26 protein-coding genes and 1 pseudogene are annotated in these 22,180 nt (G+C 69.2%); 14 read left to right on the forward strand and 13 right to left on the reverse strand.

Annotated elements, in window-relative coordinates; translation table 11 throughout:
• Positions 1-143: 143 nt before the first annotated feature.
• From J7E96_RS29905 to J7E96_RS29930, 6 genes are all read right to left on the reverse strand, one after another.
• Positions 144-668, reverse strand: coding sequence for an ATP-binding protein (locus tag J7E96_RS29905; RefSeq protein WP_215135802.1), 525 nt, complete (start codon positions 666-668; stop codon positions 144-146).
• Between the two features lie 950 nt (positions 669-1,618).
• A complete protein-coding gene (locus tag J7E96_RS29910; RefSeq protein WP_215135804.1) occupies positions 1,619-2,896 on the reverse strand; it encodes a cation:proton antiporter in 1,278 nt (425 codons plus the stop codon).
• 3 nt (positions 2,897-2,899) lie between these two features.
• Positions 2,900-3,370, reverse strand: a complete 471-nt coding sequence (locus J7E96_RS29915) for a cation:proton antiporter regulatory subunit (protein WP_215135806.1) — start codon at positions 3,368-3,370, stop codon at positions 2,900-2,902.
• 266 nt (positions 3,371-3,636) lie between these two features.
• On the reverse strand, positions 3,637-4,092 hold the full coding sequence (locus J7E96_RS29920; RefSeq protein ID WP_215135808.1) for a tellurite resistance TerB family protein: 456 nt from the start codon (positions 4,090-4,092) through the stop codon (positions 3,637-3,639).
• Positions 4,093-4,177: 85 nt separating this feature from the next.
• Positions 4,178-4,354 carry a hypothetical protein gene (locus J7E96_RS29925; RefSeq protein ID WP_215135810.1) on the reverse strand — a complete coding sequence of 59 codons (177 nt, stop codon included), beginning with the start codon at positions 4,352-4,354 and terminating at the stop codon, positions 4,178-4,180.
• A gap of 101 nt (positions 4,355-4,455) precedes the next feature.
• The gene (locus J7E96_RS29930; protein WP_215135812.1) at positions 4,456-4,851 is read right to left on the reverse strand and encodes a hypothetical protein; all 396 of its coding nucleotides are present in this window, start codon (positions 4,849-4,851) and stop codon (positions 4,456-4,458) included.
• A gap of 133 nt (positions 4,852-4,984) precedes the next feature.
• Here J7E96_RS29930 and J7E96_RS29935 point away from each other — a divergent pair, with 133 nt between their 5' ends.
• The gene (locus J7E96_RS29935) at positions 4,985-5,545 is read left to right on the forward strand and encodes a DM13 domain-containing protein (RefSeq protein WP_215135814.1); all 561 of its coding nucleotides are present in this window, start codon (positions 4,985-4,987) and stop codon (positions 5,543-5,545) included.
• 10 nt (positions 5,546-5,555) lie between these two features.
• Here J7E96_RS29935 and J7E96_RS29940 read toward each other — a convergent pair whose 3' ends face one another.
• Complete coding sequence (locus J7E96_RS29940) at positions 5,556-6,035, reverse strand: ATP-binding protein (RefSeq protein WP_215135817.1); 480 nt, start codon at positions 6,033-6,035, stop codon at positions 5,556-5,558.
• Complete coding sequence (locus J7E96_RS29945) at positions 6,029-6,883, reverse strand: MEDS domain-containing protein (protein WP_251070635.1); 855 nt, start codon at positions 6,881-6,883, stop codon at positions 6,029-6,031. The genes J7E96_RS29940 and J7E96_RS29945 overlap by 7 nt, the downstream gene beginning before the upstream one ends.
• Before the next feature lie 265 nt (positions 6,884-7,148).
• Here J7E96_RS29945 and J7E96_RS29950 point away from each other — a divergent pair, with 265 nt between their 5' ends.
• Positions 7,149-7,544 (forward strand): VOC family protein, encoded by a 396-nt coding sequence (locus J7E96_RS29950; protein ID WP_215135821.1) that lies wholly within the window; start codon positions 7,149-7,151, stop codon positions 7,542-7,544.
• Positions 7,545-7,555: 11 nt separating this feature from the next.
• Here the strand turns inward: J7E96_RS29950 and J7E96_RS29955 are convergent, their stop codons facing one another.
• Complete coding sequence (locus J7E96_RS29955; protein WP_215135823.1) at positions 7,556-8,215, reverse strand: TetR/AcrR family transcriptional regulator; 660 nt, start codon at positions 8,213-8,215, stop codon at positions 7,556-7,558.
• A 69-nt stretch (positions 8,216-8,284) separates the two neighbouring features.
• Between J7E96_RS29955 and J7E96_RS37810 the strand changes: the two are divergent.
• The 10 genes and pseudogenes from J7E96_RS37810 to J7E96_RS30000 form a co-directional block, all read left to right on the forward strand.
• Positions 8,285-9,760, forward strand: a pseudogene (locus tag J7E96_RS37810) (DHA2 family efflux MFS transporter permease subunit); the annotation flags it as partial.
• Between the two features lie 282 nt (positions 9,761-10,042).
• Positions 10,043-11,428, forward strand: a complete 1,386-nt coding sequence (locus tag J7E96_RS37815; RefSeq protein ID WP_251070645.1) for an MFS transporter — start codon at positions 10,043-10,045, stop codon at positions 11,426-11,428.
• Positions 11,429-11,561: 133 nt separating this feature from the next.
• Positions 11,562-11,807: an acyl carrier protein gene (locus tag J7E96_RS29965; protein WP_308296194.1), complete on the forward strand. Its 246-nt coding sequence runs from the start codon at positions 11,562-11,564 to the stop codon at positions 11,805-11,807.
• The gene (locus J7E96_RS29970; RefSeq protein WP_215135827.1) at positions 11,804-13,057 is read left to right on the forward strand and encodes a beta-ketoacyl synthase; all 1,254 of its coding nucleotides are present in this window, start codon (positions 11,804-11,806) and stop codon (positions 13,055-13,057) included. Before J7E96_RS29965 ends, J7E96_RS29970 begins: the two co-directional genes overlap by 4 nt.
• 32 nt (positions 13,058-13,089) lie before the next feature.
• Positions 13,090-14,025, forward strand: a complete 936-nt coding sequence (locus J7E96_RS29975) for an alpha/beta fold hydrolase (protein WP_215135829.1) — start codon at positions 13,090-13,092, stop codon at positions 14,023-14,025.
• Positions 14,026-14,054: 29 nt separating this feature from the next.
• Positions 14,055-14,240 (forward strand): hypothetical protein, encoded by a 186-nt coding sequence (locus tag J7E96_RS29980; RefSeq protein WP_215135831.1) that lies wholly within the window; start codon positions 14,055-14,057, stop codon positions 14,238-14,240.
• Positions 14,241-14,338: 98 nt separating this feature from the next.
• Positions 14,339-15,007 (forward strand): hypothetical protein, encoded by a 669-nt coding sequence (locus J7E96_RS29985; protein ID WP_215135833.1) that lies wholly within the window; start codon positions 14,339-14,341, stop codon positions 15,005-15,007.
• A 237-nt stretch (positions 15,008-15,244) separates the two neighbouring features.
• Positions 15,245-15,478 (forward strand): chaplin, encoded by a 234-nt coding sequence (locus tag J7E96_RS29990; RefSeq protein WP_215135974.1) that lies wholly within the window; start codon positions 15,245-15,247, stop codon positions 15,476-15,478.
• 148 nt (positions 15,479-15,626) lie between these two features.
• Positions 15,627-16,538: a chaplin family protein gene (locus J7E96_RS29995; protein WP_251070636.1), complete on the forward strand. Its 912-nt coding sequence runs from the start codon at positions 15,627-15,629 to the stop codon at positions 16,536-16,538.
• Between the two features lie 235 nt (positions 16,539-16,773).
• The gene (locus tag J7E96_RS30000; protein ID WP_215135835.1) at positions 16,774-17,091 is read left to right on the forward strand and encodes a hypothetical protein; all 318 of its coding nucleotides are present in this window, start codon (positions 16,774-16,776) and stop codon (positions 17,089-17,091) included.
• Between the two features lie 169 nt (positions 17,092-17,260).
• Here the strand turns inward: J7E96_RS30000 and J7E96_RS30005 are convergent, their stop codons facing one another.
• Positions 17,261-17,656 carry a rodlin gene (locus J7E96_RS30005; RefSeq protein WP_215135837.1) on the reverse strand — a complete coding sequence of 132 codons (396 nt, stop codon included), beginning with the start codon at positions 17,654-17,656 and terminating at the stop codon, positions 17,261-17,263.
• 210 nt (positions 17,657-17,866) lie between these two features.
• On the opposite strand from J7E96_RS30005, the gene J7E96_RS30010 reads away from it, so the two are divergent.
• Complete coding sequence (locus J7E96_RS30010) at positions 17,867-18,262, forward strand: rodlin (RefSeq protein WP_215135839.1); 396 nt, start codon at positions 17,867-17,869, stop codon at positions 18,260-18,262.
• Between the two features lie 172 nt (positions 18,263-18,434).
• On the opposite strand, the gene J7E96_RS30015 is transcribed toward J7E96_RS30010, so the two are convergent.
• Positions 18,435-18,932, reverse strand: a complete 498-nt coding sequence (locus J7E96_RS30015) for a DUF5949 family protein (RefSeq protein WP_215135841.1) — start codon at positions 18,930-18,932, stop codon at positions 18,435-18,437.
• Positions 18,933-19,014: 82 nt separating this feature from the next.
• Positions 19,015-19,404 carry a metalloregulator ArsR/SmtB family transcription factor gene (locus J7E96_RS30020; protein ID WP_215135843.1) on the reverse strand — a complete coding sequence of 130 codons (390 nt, stop codon included), beginning with the start codon at positions 19,402-19,404 and terminating at the stop codon, positions 19,015-19,017.
• A 129-nt stretch (positions 19,405-19,533) separates the two neighbouring features.
• Here J7E96_RS30020 and J7E96_RS30025 point away from each other — a divergent pair, with 129 nt between their 5' ends.
• A complete protein-coding gene (locus J7E96_RS30025; RefSeq protein WP_215135978.1) occupies positions 19,534-21,570 on the forward strand; it encodes a heavy metal translocating P-type ATPase in 2,037 nt (678 codons plus the stop codon).
• Positions 21,571-21,730: 160 nt separating this feature from the next.
• On the opposite strand, the gene J7E96_RS30030 is transcribed toward J7E96_RS30025, so the two are convergent.
• Positions 21,731-22,093 carry a helix-turn-helix transcriptional regulator gene (locus J7E96_RS30030; RefSeq protein WP_215135845.1) on the reverse strand — a complete coding sequence of 121 codons (363 nt, stop codon included), beginning with the start codon at positions 22,091-22,093 and terminating at the stop codon, positions 21,731-21,733.
• Positions 22,094-22,180 lie beyond the last annotated feature (87 nt).

Below are 22,180 nucleotides of genomic sequence, written 5' to 3' on the forward strand. Positions count from 1 at the left end.
GCCTAAATCACCAGCATTGGGTCTAGGGCCTGTCCGGCGGACCTTCCAGCCGACGCGGCACGTTGTCGAATCAGCGAAGTGCGCCCACGGAAGGCCCAGTGTCCCGCCCCTGTGCCGGGCCGCACCGAGTTTGGGTCGGACAGTCACGCGAGCGACGGCCACCGATCGGCAGCCCACTCCAGCCATCCCGACCACCCAGGAGGCGGACCTCCAACCCCATGTCCGTCGAGTTCCGTGGCGTCGGGCTCCTCGAACAGCGTCCTCCAGCGCAAGAGGTCCGCCTCGCTCATCGCGAAGGTCTGATCCGGGGTGGTCGACTGTCGATGGACGATCCGAGCACGTTGGGTCTCGTGGTCCACCGGCACGTATACAAGTTGGCAGGACGCGCCCACGGACTCCACCAACCAGCGGATAGCGGACCTCTCATCACGAGACCAGCATCCGAAATCCAGGACCACGTTGGTTCCCAGCCTTAGTGCCTCCAGAGCAAGCGAGAGCAGCCGTCCTTCCAGGACATCGCGCTTCCCATCCGCCTCCGGCTCGCCGAACAGCGGATTCATCCACTCATCCGGCGTCAGGCGCAGCGCGCTGTGCTCCTTGGCCAGCTGCCGAGCCCTCGTAGTCTTTCCGGCCCCTGGCAGGCCGACCGTCAGGAACAACGTCGTCACAACCAGATCGTGTCAGGAAGACCAAGTGGAGGACGACTGCTTTTTCTGCCGAGATCGCCGGGCCGCGACGCGGCCCGGCAGCGCGATGACGCCAGTGGCGGTGACGCAGGCCTCCCAGGTTCTATTTCCGTGCGCGGATAGGGGAGTCTCGTCATCGGACGGCCCCACCCGATGTCGGCTGCGCCACTAGGTGTACGTGGAATCTCATGCCGGGCTCCTGGCATGCAACGAACCCAGTACGTGACGCATGTCCGGTCCTCCCCGATGCGCCGAGAGCCGGGCAAATGGGACACTGGGGTTCGTCTTCTGCTGGGTTCGTCCCGTTCGTTCGAGCGTGGGAGTGCTCAGCCGCCCTCTGGTTCGGCTAGTGGCACCTCGGCGGTCCGTGTCGCGTCGCAGGAGTGAACCGAAACCGCCGCGTGGCGCAACTTGCTGCCGCCTCAATATGGGCAAGTGGGGCAAAAAGGGCGCCCGTGTTCGTCTTCTGCTGGGTTCGTATCGAACCGCTCCCGCCGAGTGTGTCGAGCCGGCCTGCTAGCCCGATCGCTCGTCCGGCCGCTCGTCCGGCCGGGCCGTCGGCAGGACCACCGACCCCTGGGTGCCCCTCCACCCACCCACACCAGCCACCTGCTTGAGGCACAACCGACCACCGGACGGGGCGGACGCCACACCCACCCGAGTCCCCCCATTCAACTGATGCGTCCCGCCTGCGGACCGGCCGGTCCGCAGGTCGACCCGGTCGGCCGGCCGTACACCGCTCGTGGGTGCTCGTGTGCGTGGCAATGGGGGTGTCGCACCAGCGGCCGTCGCCGCAGTCGCCGAGACTGGGGCCGCGCCGCCCCCTAAACAGACCGCGCCCCACCCACTCGGCCGTCGGCCACCGAACCGACCGGTGCCACTCACTGAGCCCCCGTGCAGGGCGTTTTTCTTTGGGCCGCCCCCGCGTTGCGCTACAGCGTCGGTGACGTCGGGGTGATCGTCTCTTCGGCAGGGGGTGGGGCGGATGCCCGCGTCGTGGCCGTACCGCCGGCTCCCTCTCCCCGGGTCAGGTCCCCGCCCCAGCCCTGCCCCCGCCTTCGCCCCCTCCGCATGCGCGACACCAGTGGTTCCGTCCACCGTGCCGCCAGCGGGCCCAGGATGACCAGGATCAGGACGTACGCCGTGGCGATCGGGCCGATCCGGGGCTCCGTCGCCACCGCCAGGCCCGCGATCACGATCGAGAACTCGCCCCGCGCCACCAGCGCCCCACCCGCCCGCAGCCGCCCGCGCGAACCGATGCCGGCCCGCCTGGCGGCGTACCAGCCCGTGGCGATCTTCGTCACCGCCGTCACGATCGCCAGCAGCAGCGCGGGCAACAGCACCGGCGGGATGTCCGCCGGGTCGGTCGACAAGCCGAAGAAAACAAAGAAAACAGCTGCGAAAAGGTCCCGGAGGGGAGTGAGAAGTCGCCGCGCGCCCTCCGCCACGTCCCCCGACAGCGCGATGCCGACCAGGAATGCGCCCACCGCCGCCGAGACCTGAAGCTGTTGCGCTACACCTGCCACCAGCACCGTCAGCCCCAGCACGACCAGCAGCAGCATCTCCGGGTTGTCCGACGAGACCGCCCGGCTGATCAGGCGCCCGTGCCGCAGCGCGACGTACAGGACGAGCCCGACCGTACCGAGTGCGATCACGAGCGCCACGCTGCCGCCCGCCAGCCCGACGCCCGCGAGCAGCACGGTCAGCAGCGGCAGGTAGACCGCCATCGACAGGTCTTCCATCACCAGGATGCCGAGCACGACCGGCGTCTCGCGGTTACCGAGGCGGCCCAGATCGGTGAGGACCTTGGCGATGACCCCTGACGAGGAGATCCAGGTGACACCCGCCAGCGCCACGGCCGCCACCGGTCCCCAGCCGAGGACGATCGCCGCGACAGCCCCCGGCGTCGCGTTGAGGACGAAGTCGACCGCCCCCGACGGGTACTGAGTCTTGAGGCTGGTTACCAGCTCCGAGGCGCTGTACTCCAACCCCAGCAGGAGCAGCAGCAGGATGACGCCGATCTCGGCGCCGACGGCCACGAAGTCCTCGCTCGCATTGAGCGGCAGCAGACCACCGTGTCCGAAGGCCAGCCCTGCCAGCAAGTAGAGGGGTATGGGGGAGAGGCCGACGCGGCCCGCCAGCCTGCCTATCAAGCCGAGCGCCAGGATGAGCGAGCCGAGTTCTATCAGCAGCGCGGTGGTGTTGTGCACGGGTCAGCCCCCCGACATGATCTCGACGAGCGCGTCGACACCTTCGCGGGTGCCGACGACCACCAGCGTGTCCCCGACGGACAGGCGGAAATCCGGCCCGGGTGACGGGGTCGCCGCCGTTCGCTGGAGTACGGCGACGATCGACGCGCCGGTACGGGTGCGCGCCCGGGTGTCACCGAGCGGCCGTCCGGCGTACGGCGACTTGCTGCTCACCTGGATGTGCTCCGTGACGAGATCGATCCCATCGGTGCGTACGGCGTCGATGGGCGCCGCGTCGATCAGGTGGGCCAGGGCCGTGGCCTCGTCGGGTGAAAGGGGTACGGAGAGCAGACACGCGTCGGGGTCGTCACGGTCGTAGAAGCCGATGAAGCGCCGACCGTCTTTGTGCACGACAACTGAGATGTGCTGGCCGCTCCCGGTGGTGAAGTCGTACTGCGTACCGACTCCCGGCAACGTCGTGCGGCGCGTGCCCATGCTCTGCCTCCCGGTCTGCTGCCAGGCCGCGGCACCTGCGTGCTTCCGGGCACGGCAGCCGAGAACGCACACAGGGCGACCGGCTACTTTGCCTTGCCATTACCCTACTCCGCACGGGCGCGGGGCTCCTGTTGGGCGTAACGGCCGGGCGGGCACATGCGCAGCTGAGGCGCATGCCCTGCGCAGCACAGGCGCATACAGCTCAGGCGCATGCATGACGAAGGCGGCGGCGTCCCCCGCTGGGGACGCCGCCGCCTCGTGTGCCGCTACAGGTCGAACTCGTGCGGCGGGAGGTCGAGCGTGAAGCACGCCTCCCGTACGACGGCCTGCTCGGTCTTGTCGAAGTCGCCGTCGGCGCCGCCGATGACGATGCCGATCTGAATGACGGCGCGCGCCTCCGCCGGCTTCTTCTTGGCCTTGGCGACCTCCTGGAGCACGCTGACCTTGCCGAAGGCGAAGTCGGTCGTGAGCTTGTTCAGGTAGTCGTCGAAACGACGCTGGAGGTCGTCGGCGGCGAAGTTCTTCAGCACCTCATTGGTGGCGATGAGTTGGGCCACCCGCTGGCGCTCGGCCGGCTCGATGGTGCCGTCGGCGGCGGCGACCAGGGCGCACATGGCCATGCTCGCGTCACGGAAGGAGCCGCTCTTGAGGTCGTTCTTCTTCGCCTCCAGCTGGGTTTGCATCGTCTGGGCGGATTCCTTGATGCGGTCCCACAGGGCCATGAGAACTTCAACTCCGTTTGTGTGTCGGTCGAGCTCGCGTGGGCTCGTTTGCCCGCACGTGACTTCTACAACCCAACAGAAGCTATCAGCGGCGTCGAGCGACCGTCGGGTCCGCATCGCTGCCGCCGGTGTTGTCACCGGTGGTGTTGTCACTGGTCGGGGTGTCTGCTTCACCGGCCGCGTCGGAGTGCTGCGGCTCGGACGAGCGGGCGACTTCGGCGCGCACCATGGCGTTCAGGGCGGCGTACGGGTCGATGTGCATGGTGAATGAACGTCCTTACGGTCGAGGGGGGATCAGCGCAGGCGCCGAAGCGGCGCCGACGGCGACGGCGGCGGCACGGTCGGTGCCACCGTCCGGCCCCCTCAGCAGCGCAGAACCACCCACCGCCGCACCGCGCACGTCGCCGGCACATCGACCGGTACGTCCCTCCGCCCGACCGGGCGGACGGACCGCCTCCCCGTCCTCGTACGCCGGTACGACGCCTCCGCCCCCACCGCCCGGCCCCTGCTGCCACTCCTCACGCGCGCCCGCCGGGCACCCCGGGCGCTCTCCGCGGACCCGCGCACTTCACTGTCGACGGCGTCCGACGGCTGGCATTCACCGCCGCCGAGAGCTGATTCGGCGACCAACGCCACCGGCGGCCGGGCCGGTACGGACCCGCCCTCACCCAGCACCACGCCCAGCACCACGGCGAGTATCAGCAGCGCCGTCGGCGCGCCGCTGCGCATCGAGCGCTGGACGTGGCACATGGCATGCATGTGCCTCTCGTCCCACGGGCGGGCCGGTTCATAGCCGTACGACGCCCAAGTCCCCTCCACCGGGCTAGCGGCGTAAGACTTTCGTCACGGAAATGCCGAGGTCGGAGCGGCCTTTCGGGCGTTGAATGGACCCATGAGGCACATACTCCGCAAGCCCGTGGTCATTGGAATACTGCTCGTTGGAATGCTGGTGGCGGGCGTGGGCCTGTACTGGTTCCAGCCGTGGAAGCTGTGGGTGGACGACACGGTGCAGGACGAACTCCCCGCCGCGGCCCCCGCCACCCAGCCGCCCGCCACGCCGGACGCCGCCCCATCCGCCCCGTCCAGCCCGCCCGCCCTGCGGACCCTCGCCTCCGGGACCCTGATCAGCCACGAGCACCGCACCAGCGGCACGGTGAAGGTCATCCGGCTCCCCGACGGCTCCCGCACCCTCCGCCTGGAGAACCTCGACACCAGCAACGGCCCAGACCTGCGCGTCTGGCTCACCGATGCGCCGGTGAAGGAAGGCAAGGACGGCTGGCACGTCTTCGACGACGGCAAGTACGTCAGCCTGGGCAAGCTCAAGGGCAACAAGGGCGACCAGAACTACGCGCTGCCCGCCGACCTCGACCTGAAGGGCCTCACGAGCGTCAGCATCTGGTGCGACCGCTTCGACGTCTCCTTCGGGGCCGCCAAGCTCGCCGCCCCCGCGTAGCGACTAAGAGTCAACTCGGCAGCCCCATCATGAACGCCACAACGCTGCCGCCACCCGCACCACTCCCATCACCGGCACCACTGCCACCACCCGCACCACTCCCACCACCACCCGTAATAACCAGCCGATCAGTAATAAGCCGCGTAAGCCAAAGCCCCCGCCCGCAGTGGCTGCCGCCCAGCCCCGGTGCCAGGTCCGGGATCACAGACGGTGCGAAGCCGGGCCCCGAGTCGCTGATCGTGCATTCGAGCACCCCGGGGGAACGGTGCAGCAGCAGCCTGCCGCCCCCGCCGCCGTGCTCGACGGCGTTCGTCGCCACCGCGTCCGCCGCGAGGACGAAGTCGCCCCGCCGGGGCTCCGCCAGCCCGGCCCAGGCGGCGTACTGGTCGACCAGTACGCGCAGCCTGGGCATGTCCTCCCGGGTGAAGTCGAACTCCAGCAGCCGCTCCTGCGGCCCGCCGCCGTTGAGGTGCACCCCTTCGGTCACCATTCCCGGACCGCCTCCGTCAGCGTGAGGCGCCGGACCTGCTCCGAGCCGAGTCTGCGCAGCAACGCCGCCTGCGCGGCGCCGCACCGGACCTCGACGCCGTCGTGCCCGGCGGCCCCGGCGATGTGGTCGATGAGGTCGAGGGCGCACCGTACGCCGAGAAAGTGCAGAGGCATCAGATCCACCAGCAGCCACCGGATCCCGGCGGTCCGCCCCAGTGCGTCGCGCAGGGCGGTCAGGAATGGGTCGCGGGTGGCGTGGTCGGCCTCGCCCGCGAGTCTGACTGACCCGTCGGAGTGCAGAATCCGCAGCTCACCGAGGGTGTCGAGAAGTGACCGGGGATGTGCGTCCGACATGGCGTCGAGTACGTCGTCGTCGAACGCGCGCCGGTCGTAGGAGCAGATCTCGTTGTACGGCCGCCCCTCGAACAAGTGCTCGGCGTGGGATTCGCGGTACATCATCGTCTCGACGTCGGCGTCGAGGTCCGCCACCCAGTGCATGTCGATGAACGCCCGCAGCCCCTGGTAGCCCTGCGTCACGGCGAGCGCCGTCTCCTCGCGGAGGCGCTCCCACTGCCGCTCGGGGGTGAAGCCGCGCTCGGGCCGGATCAGTGCGCGCATGCTGCTGTGGGTCAGCTGCCCCCGCCCGCGGGCCTCGGCGAGCAGCCGGCTGGTGCCGTCCATTCGCGTGCGTACGACGTCGGGGTCGAGCTGCGGCGCTGCGAAGATGATCACTTTCTCACCGCGTGCCAGTCCGGTGCGGGTGTACGTGATGAGCGCGTCCCAGTTGGTTTCGTCGTCCTCGTAACTGAGAAACGCATGGTCACCCGCTCGCATGCCCTGTACGGGCATGAGGCCTGGATGCGCGTCCGCCCGTTCGTACATTGCTTCTGAGGATCCCTTCTTACTCTCCGTCCAACCATATGGATAGCGGAAGGAGCTGAGTAGCCGTCACCGAAGTCACGCGACGGCACCCGAGAGACCGGCCGCCGACGGACAAATCGAGTGACACGAACGAGAGTTCGGCTTACGATCACCGCACGGCATCGCGTGTCGGTCACCGACCGGGTGAGGCATGGAGGTAGCCCGTGAGTTTGCCCTACGGAGGCATTCCACAGTGTCAGTACAGCTGAATCACACCATCGTTCACTCCCATGACAACCGGGAATCAGCCGAGTTCTACGCCCACATCCTGGGCCTGGAGATCTCGTCTGAGTGGGGCCCGTTCATCGCCATAGAACTGAGCAACCACATCACCCTGGACTTCGTGACCCTCCCGGCGGAGTCGATCACCGTCCAGCACTACGCCTTCCTCGTCACCGAGAAGGAGTTCGACGGGATCTTCCAGCGCATCCAGGACGCCGGAATCACGTACTACGCCGATCCGCACGGCAAGCAACCCGGCGAGATCAACCGCAATGACGGCGGTCGCGGCGTGTACTTCACGGATCCGGCCGGCCACGGCTTGGAAGCGATCACCCGCCCGTACGGCAGTGGCGGCGAAGAGAGCTGAACCACAAGGGGTCAGGAAGCCGCGCTTCCTGACCCCTTCGGGCTGTAGTGGCTCAGGAACATGTCCACGCCACCCGTGATCAGGCGCTCCGTCAGCTGATCGTCGATGGCCGTGCCGTACGTGCTGAAGACGATGTGCGGGAAAACCAGCAGCGAGTACAGCTGGATGATCGCCACCTCCACATCGACGATGACGAGCCGCCCCTGCTCGGCCAGGCTGCGCAGGGCCCCCGCGACGACCGGATGGTGCCCCTCCGGCCCGTGGCCCTTCCACGCCTCGCCCAGTTCCGGGAAGCGGTGCAGTTCGGCGGCGACGAGGTTGCGCAGGGCGATGACGTCCTGGTTGGTCCTGACGGCGTTCACCCAGGTCCTCGCGGCGTCGACGAAGGCCGCACGAAGGTCCTCGGCCTCGGCGAGTCCTTCGAGGGCGGCGGCGGACGAGCTGCCGAGCGGCTCGTCGAGCGCCTCGGTGATGACCGCCGTGAACAGCGCTTCCTTGCTGCCGAAGTGGTTGTAGACCGTCACCTTCGACACGCCCGCCCCGGCGGCGATGGCGTCCATGCCGACCCCGAAGCCCTCGCGCAGGAACGCCTCACGGGCGGCCCGGACGATCGCCTGCCGCTTGAGGGCGGCGCGGGGCCCGCTGGGTGCCCGCTTGCTGTCCAAGCTCATACCCAGACCCTAACACTCAACTGAACTGAACGGTTGAGTTCACATGAACTGATCCGTACAGTACAGTTCATGCCAACCACCAGAACACCAGCACCAGCACCACCAGCAGCACCGCACCCACCCACCAGCCGATGGCTCACCCTCTCCGTGCTGGGCGTAAGCCTGTTCGTCGTAGGCCTCGACACCACCGTGCTCAACGTCGCCCTGCCCACCCTCGTCAGCGAACTGGGCGCGACCACCAGCCAGCTCCAGTGGATCGTCGACAGCTACCTGCTCATGGCCGGCAGCCTGGTCCTGTTCTGCGGAAGCCTCGCGGACCGCCTGGGCCGCAAGTGGGTGTTCATGACCGGCCTGACCCTCTTCACCGCGGCCTCCGTGGCAGCGGCGTACGCCGGATCCGTTACGACGCTGATCGTGGCGCGGGGCGTGATGGGCGTAGGCGAGGCGCTGATCATGCCGGCCACGCTCGCGGTCATCGGAAACGTCTTCCCACGCGGCGCCGAGCGCACCAAGGCGATCGGCATCTGGTCGGCGGCCGTCGGCGTCGGAACGGTAGTCGGCCCCATGGCGGGCGGCTGGCTGCTGAGCCACTTCTGGTGGGGCTCGGTGTTCCTGATCAACCTCCCGATAGGCATAGGGGGCCTGGTGGCCGCCGCCTACCTGGTCCCGAACTCCGTCTCCCCCACCCCCACCCGGCCCGACGTACCCGGAGCGCTCCTCTCGACGGCAGCCGTCGCCACCGCCCTGTGGGCGGTGATCGAGGCCCCGTCACGCGGCTGGACCAGCCCCGCCGTACTGACGGCGTTCCTGGCCGGCGCCCTGCTGCTGACGGCCTTCATCGCCCGCCAGCGGTCGATCAGCACCCCGATGCTGCCCCTGCGCATCTTCCGCAACCGGTCCCTCGCGTCGGGCGACGTACTGATCCTCCTCGGCTCCTTCACCCTGATCGGCACGCTCTTCATCACCGTCCAGTACCTCCAGTTCGTCCTCGGTTACGACGCCGGGCAGACGGGCCTGCGGCTGGGCCCGGCAGCTCTCGCGCTGCTGATCGCGGGCCCGCTGGCGGGCGTACTGGCGCCGCGTATCGGTGTACGGGCGATCTCGGCGACGGGCCTGTCCCTGCTGCTGGCGGCGTCCGCGATCCTGAGTACGACCACCTCCACCGACGGCTACGCCCGCGTACTGACGGCGATGCTGCTGCTGGGCGCGGGGGCCGGGTTCGTCATCACGTCCACCAGCGACGCAATCGTCAGCTCCCTCCCGGAACAGGACCTGGGCGTCGGCTCGGCCACCAACAGTGCGTCCATCCAGCTCGGCTCGGCGATCGGCGTCGCGGTCACCGGCAGCCTGCTCTCCGGCACCTACCGCACAGCCCTCACCGAGACCCCACACAGCAACGCCATACCCCCGGACGCGCTGGCAGCCGCTCAGGAATCCCTGGGCACGGCACTGGCAATGGCCCGCCACCTACCACCTGAAACAGCCCATGCCTTCGCCGAGGCGGCCCGCCGCGCGTTCGTGGAGGGCATGGCTCCGGCGATGGCCGCGGCAGCGGCGGCAGCAGCCCTGGGCGTAACAGCGGCCCTGATCTTCGCCAAGAACCCCGGCCAGGTTCCGCCCGGCCCCGCCTCGCGAACAACGGTGCCAGGAGGGGACGCGCCGGGGCGCTCCCCGCAGGGCGCCGAACGCAACCAGCCCAACGAAACAACGCGCTACCCGAACGTTCGGCGTCCGAGGAGACGCCGCGGCGCGGCACCGACCCCAAAGCCCCAGAAAGCAGCAGCAGCAGCAGCAACAGCAGCAGCAGCCGCCCCCCACCGCTGGGCCATGCTCGCCGTAGTCTGCGTGGCCCAGTTCATGCTGATCCTCGACGTCACCGTCGTGAACGTCGCCCTGCCCGACATGGCAGTCGACCTCCGCCTCGACCGCCCGACGCTGACCTGGGCCGTCACCGCGTACACCCTCTGCTTCGGCGGCCTGATGCTCCTGGGAGGCAGGCTGGGAGACGCCTTCGGTGCCCGCCGCACCCTCGTAGCCGGCCTGGCCCTCTTCACCGCCGCCTCCCTCATCACCGGCCTGGCCGAAACCGCCCCGGCCCTCCTCGCCGGCCGCACAGCCCAAGGCATCGGCGCGGCCCTGCTGTCCCCGGCCGCACTGGCCCTCGTCACGACCACCTTCCACGGCAAGGAACGCAACAAGGCGCTGGGCGTATGGGCCGCCATCGGAGGCACCGGTTCCGCCGCCGGTGTCCTGCTCGGCGGCGCCCTGACCGAGGGCCCCGGCTGGCAGTGGGTCTTCTACGTCAACGTGCCCGTAGGCCTGGCCCTGCTGGCCGCCGTACCCGCCCTGGTCCCGGCCCGCGCCCCCCGGCCCACCCGACTCGACCTGCCCGGCGCACTCCTGGTGACAGCAGCCACCGGCGCCCTCGTCTACGGCCTGGTCAAGGCGGGCGACACCGGCTGGGCGGCCCCCGCCACGCTCGTCCCCCTCGCCTCCGCCGCCGTCCTCTACGCCCTCTTCGCCGCCGTGGAACGCGCCACCGACGCCCCCCTCATGGACCTGAAGATGTTCACCCGGCGACCGGTCCTCGCGGGCGCGTTCCTGATGCTGATCGCGACCGCGCTGCTGATCGCGTTCTTCTTCCTCGGATCGGTCTACCTCCAGCACGCCCGCGGCCTCAGCCCACTGCGCACCGGCCTGATATTCCTGCCGGTCGCCGTGGCCACAGGCATCGGCGCCCACCTCGCGTCCCACCTCATCAGCAGCATCGGCAGCCGTACGACCGCGGTGGCGGGCCTGGCGATCGCGGCGGCGGGAACGGTCCCCCTCACGCGACTCACCGCGGACGGCAGCGTGTACGCCACCCTCCTCCCGGGCCTGGCCGTAGCGTCCCTGGGCCTGGGTGCGGTCTTCGTCACTGCCACCACGACCGCGCTGGCGATGGTGGAACACCACGAGGCGGGCCTCGCCTCCGCCGTCGTCAACACCTTCCACGAGGTGGGCGGCTCCATAGGCGTGGCGGTGGTCTCCACCATCGCGGCAGCCGGCATCGGCGGCGCCATCGAGGGCGGAACCCGAAGCGTCACGGAGCCCACCGGTTTCACCGACGCGTTCACCGTCTGCGCCCTCGCAGCCGCCGCGAGCGCGGCCATAGCCCTGGCCCTTGTCCCCCGGGGGAAACCGAGGATGACAGGCGGTCCCCACGTGCATTGAACATCGAACTCCCCCGGAGTTTCACCGCAATCCGTACGCACGCGCTAGCCACCATTACATCGGGCGAACGTTGTAAGAGCCCGTCCGGGGAGGCGCGTATAAAGGTTGCCGGACGAACTCGGAGGAGCGACGAGTGCCCAGTGCGACAGACGCCGTCAGCACGCTGATGGTGCAAAAATTCGGAGTTGACCCAGCGGCCGTCCGTCCCGAGATCCCACTCTACGAATTGCGCATGGATTCACTGGCGTTGGAAGAATTCCGCATCCTCATCGAGGAGCAGCTGGAAATCGACCTGGAAGACGCGACGTTGACGTCCCGCAACACCGTGGGCGAACTCGTCGAGCTCGTCGAGCGCGTACACAGCAGGACCCTCCGATGACCAGGCCGACGACCCCGCCCTTCACGGCGGCCGTGACAGGACTCGGCCTGGTCACAGCGGCAGGGGTCGGCGTCGACGAGGCGTGGCGAAACGTCACGCGCGGCGAGGTCCGCGGCTCGTCCGTGGGCCCGCGCGAGGAACTCCGCGACCTCCCCTGCGACTTCATGTACGCCATCCCCCCCGAAGACCTCGACACGGCGCAAATCCTCGGCGTGGCGGCCCAGCGTCTGATGGACCGTTTCTCCCAACTCGCGGTACTGGCCGCCCGCGAGGCCGTCGCGGACGCCGGCCTCGACCCCTCGGTCTGGGACAGCGGCCGGGTCGCGGTGGTCATCGGATCCGCCCACGGAGGCCTTCCCTTCTACGACGACCAGCACGCGGTACTGACCACGAAGGGCGCGCGCCGGGTCTCCCCCAAGCTCGCCCCGCTGACCGTCGTCAACAGCGCGGCCAGCAGTGTCTGCATGGACCTCGGCGCACGCGGCCCGAGCATGGCGGTCTCCACGGCCTGCTCGTCCGGCACCGTGGCGATCGGCACCGCGCACCAGATGCTGCGCACCGGCGCGTGCGACATCGCCATCGCCGGCGGCGCCGAGTCGGTCTGCTCGCGCTTGCTGATCGCGAGCGCCTGCCAGATGCGAGCGGTGTCCACGCGCCGAGACGCCCCCGCCGCGGCCTGCCGCCCGTTCGACGCCGACCGCGACGGCTTCGTCGTCGGCGAGGGCTCCGGACTGCTGGTCATGGAACGCCCCGAGCACGCCGCCGCGCGCGGCGCCCGGATCCGGGCGGGCATCGCCGGTTACGGCGCGTCCAGCGACTCGTACTCGGCCGTCGCCCCCGACCCCGAGGGCAAGGGCATCGAAAGCGCGCTGCGGGCCGCGCTGACGGACGCGGGTGTTACGCCGTCCGACATCGGCCACGTCAACGCGCACGGCACGTCAACGGTGTTCAACGATCTCATCGAGGCGACGATGCTGCACCGCCTCCTGGGCGCGGACCCACTCGTCACCTCGACCAAGGCCATGACGGGCCACACCCTGGGCGCGGCCGGCGGCATCGAGACCGCTCTGGCCGTGCTCGCCCTGGAGCACCAACTCGTCCCGCCGACAGCCAACTTGGAGTCGCTGGACCCACGTATCCCGGTGGAGGTGGTCGCGAAGGCCGCCCGCCCCGCCGCGTTCGACTGCGCCGTCAAGACATCGCTCGGCTTCGGCGGGCACAACGCCGCGCTGGTCCTCACGCGCAGCTGACTGTGATCCGCACGTCGAGAGGGAGATGGAGCATGCCCGAGGAAACCGTTCGCTCGCTGTCGGTGGACGGGCTGCGCTACTCCTACCGCCTGCTGAAGCAGACCTGCCCGGCCACCGGCCCCGTCACGGGCCCGAGCACGGAACCGCGCACCGAACCAGTAGTCGTCCTGGGCGGCGCCCTGCAAGGGATGCTCGGCTGGCCCCAGATGGACGGGCGGCTCGGCCCGGTAGCGGAGGTGGTGACCGCGGACCTGCCGGGCATGGGCGGCGCGGCGCCCCTGCCACCCGGCCCGAGCGCGGACATCCTGTGCGCCGCCCTGACCCGGATCATCGACGATCTCGACGTACCGCGCGTCAACCTCTTCGGCTTCTCCTACGGCGCCGCACTCGCCTTCCGCTGTGCCCAGCACAACCCGGGGCGGATCGCCCGGCTCATTCTGGGCGGGGTCCCGGTCCACATCTCGCAGGCCCAGCGGGCGCACTGGCAGCGCGCCACCGACCGGCTGGCCGCCGGGGACAGGGACGGCTTCGCCACGCTGGTGACGGAAGCGCTGATGTGCCTCGACCCGGACCGGTACGTCGCCCGCCGAGACCTCGCCTACCGGTACGTCAAGCGCTCCATGCTGCACGCGGTCACGCACTCCCCGCACGCCGCGGACTCCGTGTACCGCTCCCTCGGTGACCGGCCGGACTTCTCGGGGGGCCTGTCCGGAGTACCGACGCTGGTCTTCACGGGGGAGCACGACACGGTGACGTCGGCGGAGCGCCAGCGGGTCTTCGCCGCGACCATCCGGGGCAGCCGCTTCACCACGATCCGGGACGCCGACCACTGGGTCGTACTCGAAAAGGCCGACGAGGTCGCGGACTTGACTCTGCGCTTCTTCACCGACCGCCCGCTGGAGCCGGCCGCGTACCTGAGTTCGGTCCCGCATCAGGACCGCGTGCCCGATCGCAGCAGCCTCGCGTGACCTGTGACGGCCCGCGCCGTTGGCAGGTCATGAAGACACGAAGCGCGGCCGCCGCTGCCGTATCGCTCGTCGTCGGCCTGGCAGTGGCTCTCGCCGGACCGGCTCCACTGGCTCAGGCGGATGCGCCCGACGGGCGACCGGCCGGACTCCTTGCCGTCCTTCCGGACGTCGGCGACGACAGCTTCCAGGACTTCGACAAGGCGATCCACTACTGACGCAGCGTGGAGGAAAAGTTGCGGAGCGTGTCCGCCGGTTGCACGGTGGCGTTGTCCCCACTCTCCAGGGACGCACCCCTCACGTAAGGACTCTTCGCATGCGCATTTCCCGGACCGCCGGCTTCGTCGTTTCCTCCGTGGTGTGCGGGGCACTGGTGTTCGGCTCGGCCGGAGGCGCGATAGCGGCCCCGGTGCCGGCGTCGCCCGCCGCGGAGGTCTCTGCTGCCGAAGACCCGCTGCCGGATGCCGCCAAGTTGACCTCCCAGGTGAAGCTGCTCCGCAACATCGACAGCGTGCTGACCCCCGTGACCGACCTCCTCGACGCCGTCATCGCCTCCGGTGGCAAGCTGTCACCGGAGGAGCTCGCCAAGCACATGAAGGCGATCGAGGACGCACTGAAGGACCTCCCGAAGGCGCCCGGCACGGCCCTGGAAGTCCCCGCCGGTCCCGCACCCGCCCTGCCGCCCGTGGTAACGCCCCGCGCCGACGCGGGCCAGGACCTCAAGGTCAAGGCGGTCGCTGATCTGCGTGCCAAGGTCGGCGTACTGGTGAAGGCCGCGGAGACGGGTGACGCGACGAAGGTGAAGGAGGCTGTCGCGGCCACGATCACTGCCACCCTCAACGTGATCGTCAGCATCGTCGTGGGCGGCGGCCTCCCGGCTCCGAACCTCGCGGGACTGCCTCCGCTGCCCAAGGTCCCGGGCGCCGATGTGCCCAAGGCTCCCGGCGCTGCCGAGCTGCCCAAGGCCCCCGGCTCAGCCGTCTGACGGCCCGCGCCCGCCAATCCCGGTTCTCCCTGTGGGGAGGCCGGGCATTGGTGTGCGGAGTAATTGAATGTTAGGGCGTTCGGGTGACGGTGGAAAGATAGCTTCTTTTATGGGGTTTCCTCGGTGGGAGCGGATCGTTACCGATGACGACGGCGACGCTACGGGCGTGAAGAAGACAGACTCGTGCAGCGCGAAGGACGTGGCTGTGTGGGTGTCGCCGCCGGAAAGGTTCTTAAAGTGAAGTACATGAAGAGCGCCGCATTCATCGCCGGCTCGCTCCTGGCCGTCGGTGTCGCCTCCCCGGCCATCGCCGACTCCGGAGCGAACAGTGTTGTCAAGGGCAACCCGGGCGTCATCTCCGGCAACAACGTTCAGGTTCCGATCCACATCCCGGTGAACATCTGCGGGAACACCGTTAACGCCTTTGCGCTTCTGAACCCGGCCTTCGGCAACACGTGCATCAACAAGTAGTTCCCAGTCCGAACCGCTAGGTGTTCGGTCCCAGTTGGCCCCCAGCGCACCCCATGTGCTCGGGGCCAACTGAACCTCCCTCATCGCGTGTGAGCAATCGGCTCGCCCGCAGGCATGAAAGACAGGGAACGGCAAAGTGCGACAGGTTTTGAGCAGAGGCGTGTTCGCCGCGGCGGCGGCCTCCGGGCTCCTCGCCATGACCGGTGGCTCCGCTGTCGCGGACTCCGGGGCGGACGGGGATGTCTCCAACTCGCCGGGCGTCGGGTCCGGCAACAACGTTCAGGTCCCTGTGGACGTTCCGGTGAACGCGTGTGGCAACACGATCAACTTCATCGCCCTCCTGAACCCGGCCTTCGGCAACGAGTGCGCCAACGTCGACCACTCGACCAAACCGTCCAAGCCCGGCCACGGTAAGCCGGGCCCCGGCAAGCCCCCCGGTGACGACAAGCCCGGCCACGGAAAGCCCCCTGGTGGCGGCCACCCTGGTGAAGACCGACCCGGCGGGGGCCACCCCGGCGGGGGTCACCCCGGTGGCGACCACCCGGGTGACGACCACCCGGGTGACGGGCACCCCGGTGGCGACAAGCCCGGTGAGGAGCCGCCCGCTGCCGGGCACCCCGGTGGCGAGCCGCCCCACAGTGAGCCGCCCCGGCACGAGCCGCCCCGGCACGAGCCGCCTCGGGTCGAGCCGCCTCACCACGAGCCGCCCCGGCACGAGAACCCCGATGACGAGCCGTGCGACGAGGACTCCGGCGACAAGCCCCCGGCCGAGCAGCCTCCCGGCCACACGCCGCCCGGCAACCGCCCTCCCGCTGAGGTCCGGCCCGGGCACCAGCCTCCGGCCGCCGAGCTGCCCGACGGCGAGCCGTCCGTCAACAAGCCGCCCATGGACGAGCCTCCGGCCGTCGCGCCGGCCGCGCGCGTGCTCCCGGCCACGCACGGGGCCCCGAGCCTGGCCGAAACGGGCGCCGGTGAACTGGGAGTCGCCGCCGCGATGAGCGCCGCGCTGCTCGGTGGCGGTGTGCTGATGTTCCGTCGGAACAGGGCACCGCAGGGCTGAATCGCAGGACGCTGAGATGTTCGATGGAGCGGGTCCCCCGGACCCGCTCCATCGTCATGCCCGGCCATCTTTCAATCCCCGCATCCGAGTGAATCGGCAAGAACGGCGTACGGTTTCAGTTTCTCACCGTCCGGGCCTTCGTTAGTCCTGGTGTAAGTGACATGGAACAGCAGCGTCGGAATGTCACGGGATTCGTAGTTCGCGGATTACGCCAGCACGAAGAGGGATTACTGGAATGACGTACATGAAGGCCGCCTCGGCCATTGCCGTTTCGATGATGGCCGCTGGAGCGGCCGCTGGAGCGGCGTCTCCGGCCGTCGCTGCCGACTACAAGTCGATGAGCCTGAACGGCGGCGTGCAGCAACTGACTGACGCTCTGCACACCCACCAGCCCGTGGACTCCACCGTCCAGCCCCTCCTGCACACCGCGACCGACACCGCTCAGGCCGTCAACGAGGCCAGGAACGGTGACCCCTCGAAGCTGATGGGCACCGCGGTGGACACCGGCAAGGCGGCGGCTCCGATGATCGGCGGCATGCCGCTCGGCGGCTGAGGAAGCGCGGGCGTCTCTCCTGCGGTGCCGGAAGGCCGGCGCGTACACCAGTCATGGGTGTGTGCGTCGGCCTTCCGGCGTGCAGGTCGCCTGTATCGCCCCCTCTGTACGCAGCAGTGCGCCCCTGACCGTGGTCAGGGGCGCACTGGGGTTCAGACCGTGATCAGCGTCAGTCGTTCGTCGCGCCGTTGCCCGCGATGGCGTTGTCCAGGAGGTGCGAGAGGGTCTCGTCGCCCTTGTTCTGGGTGGAGTTCTCGACGCACTGCTGCTCCTGCGGGTTGGACAGGATGTCCTGGACGCCGACGTTGACGGCGCCGACCACCGACTGGATGTTCCTGACCGGGGCGGCGACACACAGCTTGTTGAACGAGCCCTGGATGATGGACAGCTGAGGGCTCTGCTTGCCCTTCGTGATGGAGTTGCCGTACTTCTGCACCGATCCGTTGCCGCTCGCGTTCGCGGTCGTGTGGTCGTCTACGGCGGCGATCGCCTGACCGGCTCCGGCAGCGCCGAACCCGACTACAGAGGCTGCTACTGCCGCCGTGGCCATCATCTTCTTGAGCATTTGATTTCCTTGTTAGTCCGGTACTCAGGGTTCTGCGTCAGGCTCAACTTTCGTTATGACGATTGGTTGCGCTGATTCACTCGAATGGAATTCAAGGTCCGTGTGGCCCCATCTCGCACGGCCAAATGGGTGACGCAGGAGAACTAACCTACTGCTGGGGAGTTGGGCAGTGCGCCTCACCTCGGGGTGCGACATGGAAAGAGGAAAACAGTGATCAAGAAGGTCATGGCTACCGCTGCCGTCGCCGTCTCCGTCATGGGCCTCGGTGCCGCGGCCGCCCCGCAGGCAATGGCGGCCGCTGACGACCAGGACGTCCGCACCGCGAGTGGCAACGGGTCGAAGCAGATCTACGGCAACTCCACCACACACGGTGACATGAGCCCCCAGATGTCTCTCATCCAGGGTTCGTTCAACAAGCCGTGCGTCGCCATCCCGGTCAGGAACATCCAGTCGCTGGTCGGCCTCGCCAACGTCGGCGTCCAGGACATCCTGTCCAACCCGCAGAACCAGCAGTGCGTCGAGAACTCCACCCAGAACAAGGGTGACGAGACGCTCTCGCACGTCCTGGACAACCTCCTCGCGGCCAACGGCGCGGACAACAGCTGACACCCGTCGGTGCCGGCCCGGTTCACCCTGTTCCCTCCTGCACGGTGAACCGGGCCGAGACCCGGCCGGACGCGGTGGAGACCCCAGCCACTCCTTCCGCCCCTGGCCACAGCCTTCAGGCCCTGCAGATGCAATTCATCTGCAGGGCCTGAAGGCTGTCGATGGTCCGGGGCTACTTGCGCAGAGTGGTCACCGGGATCACGCAGTGCGCGGAGGCCGCGAGTACCTCCGCGTTGCCGACGAAGGCCTTCAGGTCCTCCGCCTCGACGGGGACGCCGGGGGTACCCTCGGGCCACGGGCGGGTCGTGAAGATGAAGTGCGCGTGCTTGCGCTTGAGGGCCGCGGCGGTCCACTCCTCGGGTACGAGGCACTGGACCCTCAGGCTCGGCATCGTCAGTGACACGCTGCCACTCTCAAGGAGGAGGGTGACCGGTTCCTTGGACTTGGAGGCGTCGAAAATTCCCTCGCCGACCGGCAGACCGGTCTGTTCGAGGAGCTGCCGGACGGCCCGCTCGCCGGCCTCGGGGCCGGCCGTTCCGTCGCCGAGGGAATAGGCGAGCAGGAAGGCCATGTCGCGGCCGTCGTCGATATTCTCGCCGGACCAGGCGATTACGGAGATCGTGCCCAAGTGACTTTGCTCGACAGCGGGTTCAGCGGTCTGTGAGGTCATACAGCGGGACCCTAATTGCCCGGAGCGGGTACGCCCGGCCATAAGTCACCCGGTCGGGCTAAGCCTCTTTCCGCAATACCCCTTACGAGGAGGGGCCTTCAGCGAGGTCCGGCTGCGCCTTCGCCGGATTGTCGCGGGCGCCGAGGCGCAAATGCTCGATGTGGTAAACGGCTTCGTCGAGGAGCTGGGCGACGTGATTGTCGTACAGGCTGTAGACGATCCGGCGGCCCTGCCGGGCGCCGGTGACCAGGCTCAGGGCGCGGAGCAGTCGTAGCTGGTGGGAGACCGCCGACTGTTCCATCCGGACCGCTTCGGCCAGCTCCGTGACGGCGCACGGGCTCTGGCGGAGCCGGGTCAGGATCATCAGCCGGGACGGCGTGGCCAGGGCCTGGAGCGTGGCGGCGATGGTGGCGGCGGCGTCCGCGTCGAGATGACCTGTCGGTGTGGTGCGTTCGTCGACTCCGTGTCCCATGCGGCCATCGTATCGGGGGCGTCAGGTGCTATTAGTGAAGAGATCTTCATGTGTTCCGTTATGGTGTGAGGGTTCGTCATCACTCTGTGCTGTCCGACGACCGAGAGGTGTCCTGCTGTGGCTTTCCCCCTGCTCGACGACCGGCCCGCCGCCGCGCGGCTGCTTGGCGCGTCGCCTGTGCCGTCGCGGCGTACGAAACTGCTCGCTCTGCCGGAGGTTCGGTGGGCCGCCTTGTCCGCCGTCGCCTTTCTGCTGGCCTTCCCACTCGATCTGGCCGGGGTGTCGGCGTGGGTGTGGGGGCCGCTCTACGCGCTCTGTTACGTCGCGGGCGGCTGGGAGCCGGGGTGGGCCGGGCTGGTGGCACTCCGGGGGTGGAGCCTCGATGTCGACCTGCTGATGGTGGTCGCCGCGATCGGGGCGGCGGCGATCGGGCAGTTCCTCGACGGGGGGCTCCTCATCGTCATTTTCGCCGTGTCCGGGGCTCTGGAGGCACTGGCCACCCGGCGTACGGCCGACTCGGTGCGGGGGCTGCTGGATCTTGCTCCGGCTACTGCTGTGCGGCTGGGGGGTGCTGGTGCTGCTGCTGGGGAGGATGAGGAGGTGGTGGGGCTTGCTGAGCTGCGGGTCGGGGATCTGGTGCTCGTACGGCCGGGTGAGCGGTTGCCTGCCGACGGCACGGTGGTGGACGGCGCCGGCGAGGTCGACCAGGCGACCATCACCGGGGAGCCGCTGCCGGTGAACAAGGAGCCGGGGGACGAGGTGTTCGCGGGCACCCTCAACGGCACGGGGGCGCTGCGGGTCCGGGTGGACAAGGACGCGTCCGAGTCGGTCATCGCGCGCATCGTGGGGATGGTCGAGGAGGCGAGCGAGACCAAGGCGCCGACGCAGTTGTTCATCGAGAAGGTCGAGCAGCGTTACTCGGTGGGCGTCGTGGTCGCCACGCTGGCGCTGTTCGCGGTGCCGCTCGCGTGGGGGGCGGACTTCACCTCGACGCTGCTGCGGGCCATGACGTTCATGATCGTTGCCTCGCCCTGTGCGGTGGTGCTGGCGACCATGCCGCCGCTGCTGTCCGCGATCGCCAATGCCGGGCGGCACGGGGTGCTGGTCAAGTCCGCGGTGGTCATGGAGCGGCTGGGTGGAGTTACCCGGGTGGCGCTGGACAAGACCGGCACGTTGACGGAAGGGGCGCCTCGGGTTGCAGAGGTTCGGGTGGCGTCTGGTGGGGGTGTTGGGCTGGGGGAGGCGGAGGTTCTGGCGCTGGCGGCGGCCGCCGAGCATCCGAGCGAGCATCCGCTGGCGCGGGCCGTCGTGGCTGCGGCGAGGGAACGTGGGTTGGGGATTGAATTGGCTGAGGACTTTTCGTCGGAGCCGGGGCGGGGGGTTCGGGCCGTTGTGGGTGGGCGGGACGTGCGGGTTGGCAGTCCGTTGGCTCTGGTGGGTGTTGCGGCTGAGGTGGCTGAGGTGGAGGGGGCTGGGCGTACCGCTGTGGTGGTGTCGGTTGATGGGGTGCCGGTGGGGGTGCTCGGGATTGAGGACCGGGTGCGGGTGGGGGCGGGCGAGGCGGTTGCCGCGCTCGGGAGGCTCACCGGGTCGGCGCCGGTGCTGCTGACCGGCGACAACGAGCGCGCCGCCGTGGAGCTTGCCGGTGCGGTTGGCATCACGGACGTACGGGCCGGGCTGTTGCCGCAGGACAAGGTCGCCGCCGTGCGGGAGTGGGAGGCGGCGGGGGAGAAGGTCCTGGTGGTCGGGGACGGGGTCAACGACGCGCCCGCGCTGGCGGCGGCGCACAGTGGCATCGCCATGGGGAGGGCCGGGTCGGATCTGGCGCTGGAGACGGCTGACGCGGTGGTGGTGCGGGACGAGTTGGCGACGGTGCCGGTGGTTGTCGCGCTTTCGCGGCGTGCGCGGCGGCTTGTTGTGCAGAACCTTGTGATCGCTGGGGTTTGTATCGGGGCGTTGGTGATCTGGGATCTGGCTGGGCACCTGCCGCTGCCGTTGGGGGTGGCGGGGCACGAGGGGTCGACGGTGCTCGTCGGACTCAACGGCTTGCGTCTGCTGCGGGAGTCCGCTTGGCGGGGTGCGGTGCGGGACACCGGCGCGGGCGGCGGGGGCTCTGGGGTCGGTGCCGCGCCGTGGCGTCTCCTCGGACGCCGAACGTTCGGGTAGCGCGTAGTTTCGTTGGGCTGGTTGCGTTCGGCGCCCTGCGGGGAGCGCCCCGGCACGTCCCCTCCCGGCACCGGGATGTCCGTCGCGGGGCCGGGCGGAGCGGCGTAATCCAAGCCCGTCCGGCGTTTGAAGACGCGCCCGGAGGGTGCCGGGGGTCGGCTCAGGCGGGGTACTGGCCCAGCATCTTGGCCATCGCGGCCAGTACGGCGGGCGCCACGCGGTAGTACACCCACGTGCCCCGGCGCTCCGACGTCAGCAGGCCGGCTTCCTTCAGCTTCTTCAGGTGGTGGCTGACCGTCGGCTGCGAGACGCCGACGTCGGAGATGTCGCAGACGCACGCCTCGCCGCCCTCGTGCGACGCCACGGCCGAGAACAGCCGCAGCCGCACCGGGTCGCCCAGCGCCTTGAACATGGCAGCCGTACGGACCGCGTCCTCCGCCGACAGCGGGCGCTCGTTCAGCGGCGCGCAGCACGGCTCGACGGTCGTCTGCTCCAGCAGTGGCAACACGTTGGCGTTCGGCATGCGTCTATGTTGACACATGTCGAATCAGAGTGCTGGTTTGATGTGTGTCTATGTTGACGGGCGTCGAAGTGGGTGTGATGCTTGGCG

Origin of the sequence: Streptomyces sp. ISL-96 (assembly GCF_018614035.1) — a bacterium.
Lineage (GTDB): Bacteria > Actinomycetota > Actinomycetes > Streptomycetales > Streptomycetaceae > Streptomyces.

Excerpts from the sequence above, each read along its gene's own strand:
- J7E96_RS29915 (WP_215135806.1), bottom strand. The coding sequence starts at position 3,370 with ATGGGCACGCGCCGCACGACGTTGCCGGGAGTCGGTACGCAGTACGAC.
- J7E96_RS29920 (WP_215135808.1), bottom strand. The coding sequence starts at position 4,092 with ATGGCCCTGTGGGACCGCATCAAGGAATCCGCCCAGACGATGCAAACC.
- J7E96_RS29925 (WP_215135810.1), bottom strand. The coding sequence starts at position 4,354 with ATGCACATCGACCCGTACGCCGCCCTGAACGCCATGGTGCGCGCCGAA.
- J7E96_RS29930 (WP_215135812.1), bottom strand. The coding sequence starts at position 4,851 with ATGCATGCCATGTGCCACGTCCAGCGCTCGATGCGCAGCGGCGCGCCG.
- J7E96_RS29935 (WP_215135814.1), top strand. The coding sequence starts at position 4,985 with ATGAGGCACATACTCCGCAAGCCCGTGGTCATTGGAATACTGCTCGTT.
- J7E96_RS29940 (WP_215135817.1), bottom strand. The coding sequence starts at position 6,035 with ATGGTGACCGAAGGGGTGCACCTCAACGGCGGCGGGCCGCAGGAGCGG.
- J7E96_RS29945 (WP_251070635.1), bottom strand. The coding sequence starts at position 6,883 with ATGCCCGTACAGGGCATGCGAGCGGGTGACCATGCGTTTCTCAGTTAC.
- J7E96_RS29955 (WP_215135823.1), bottom strand. The coding sequence starts at position 8,215 with ATGAGCTTGGACAGCAAGCGGGCACCCAGCGGGCCCCGCGCCGCCCTC.
- J7E96_RS37815 (WP_251070645.1), top strand. The coding sequence starts at position 10,043 with ATGCTCGCCGTAGTCTGCGTGGCCCAGTTCATGCTGATCCTCGACGTC.
- J7E96_RS29970 (WP_215135827.1), top strand. The coding sequence starts at position 11,804 with ATGACCAGGCCGACGACCCCGCCCTTCACGGCGGCCGTGACAGGACTC.
- J7E96_RS29975 (WP_215135829.1), top strand. The coding sequence starts at position 13,090 with ATGCCCGAGGAAACCGTTCGCTCGCTGTCGGTGGACGGGCTGCGCTAC.
- J7E96_RS29980 (WP_215135831.1), top strand. The coding sequence starts at position 14,055 with ATGAAGACACGAAGCGCGGCCGCCGCTGCCGTATCGCTCGTCGTCGGC.
- J7E96_RS29985 (WP_215135833.1), top strand. The coding sequence starts at position 14,339 with ATGCGCATTTCCCGGACCGCCGGCTTCGTCGTTTCCTCCGTGGTGTGC.
- J7E96_RS30000 (WP_215135835.1), top strand. The coding sequence starts at position 16,774 with ATGACGTACATGAAGGCCGCCTCGGCCATTGCCGTTTCGATGATGGCC.
- J7E96_RS30005 (WP_215135837.1), bottom strand. The coding sequence starts at position 17,656 with ATGCTCAAGAAGATGATGGCCACGGCGGCAGTAGCAGCCTCTGTAGTC.
- J7E96_RS30015 (WP_215135841.1), bottom strand. The coding sequence starts at position 18,932 with ATGACCTCACAGACCGCTGAACCCGCTGTCGAGCAAAGTCACTTGGGC.
- J7E96_RS30020 (WP_215135843.1), bottom strand. The coding sequence starts at position 19,404 with ATGGGACACGGAGTCGACGAACGCACCACACCGACAGGTCATCTCGAC.
- J7E96_RS30030 (WP_215135845.1), bottom strand. The coding sequence starts at position 22,093 with ATGCCGAACGCCAACGTGTTGCCACTGCTGGAGCAGACGACCGTCGAG.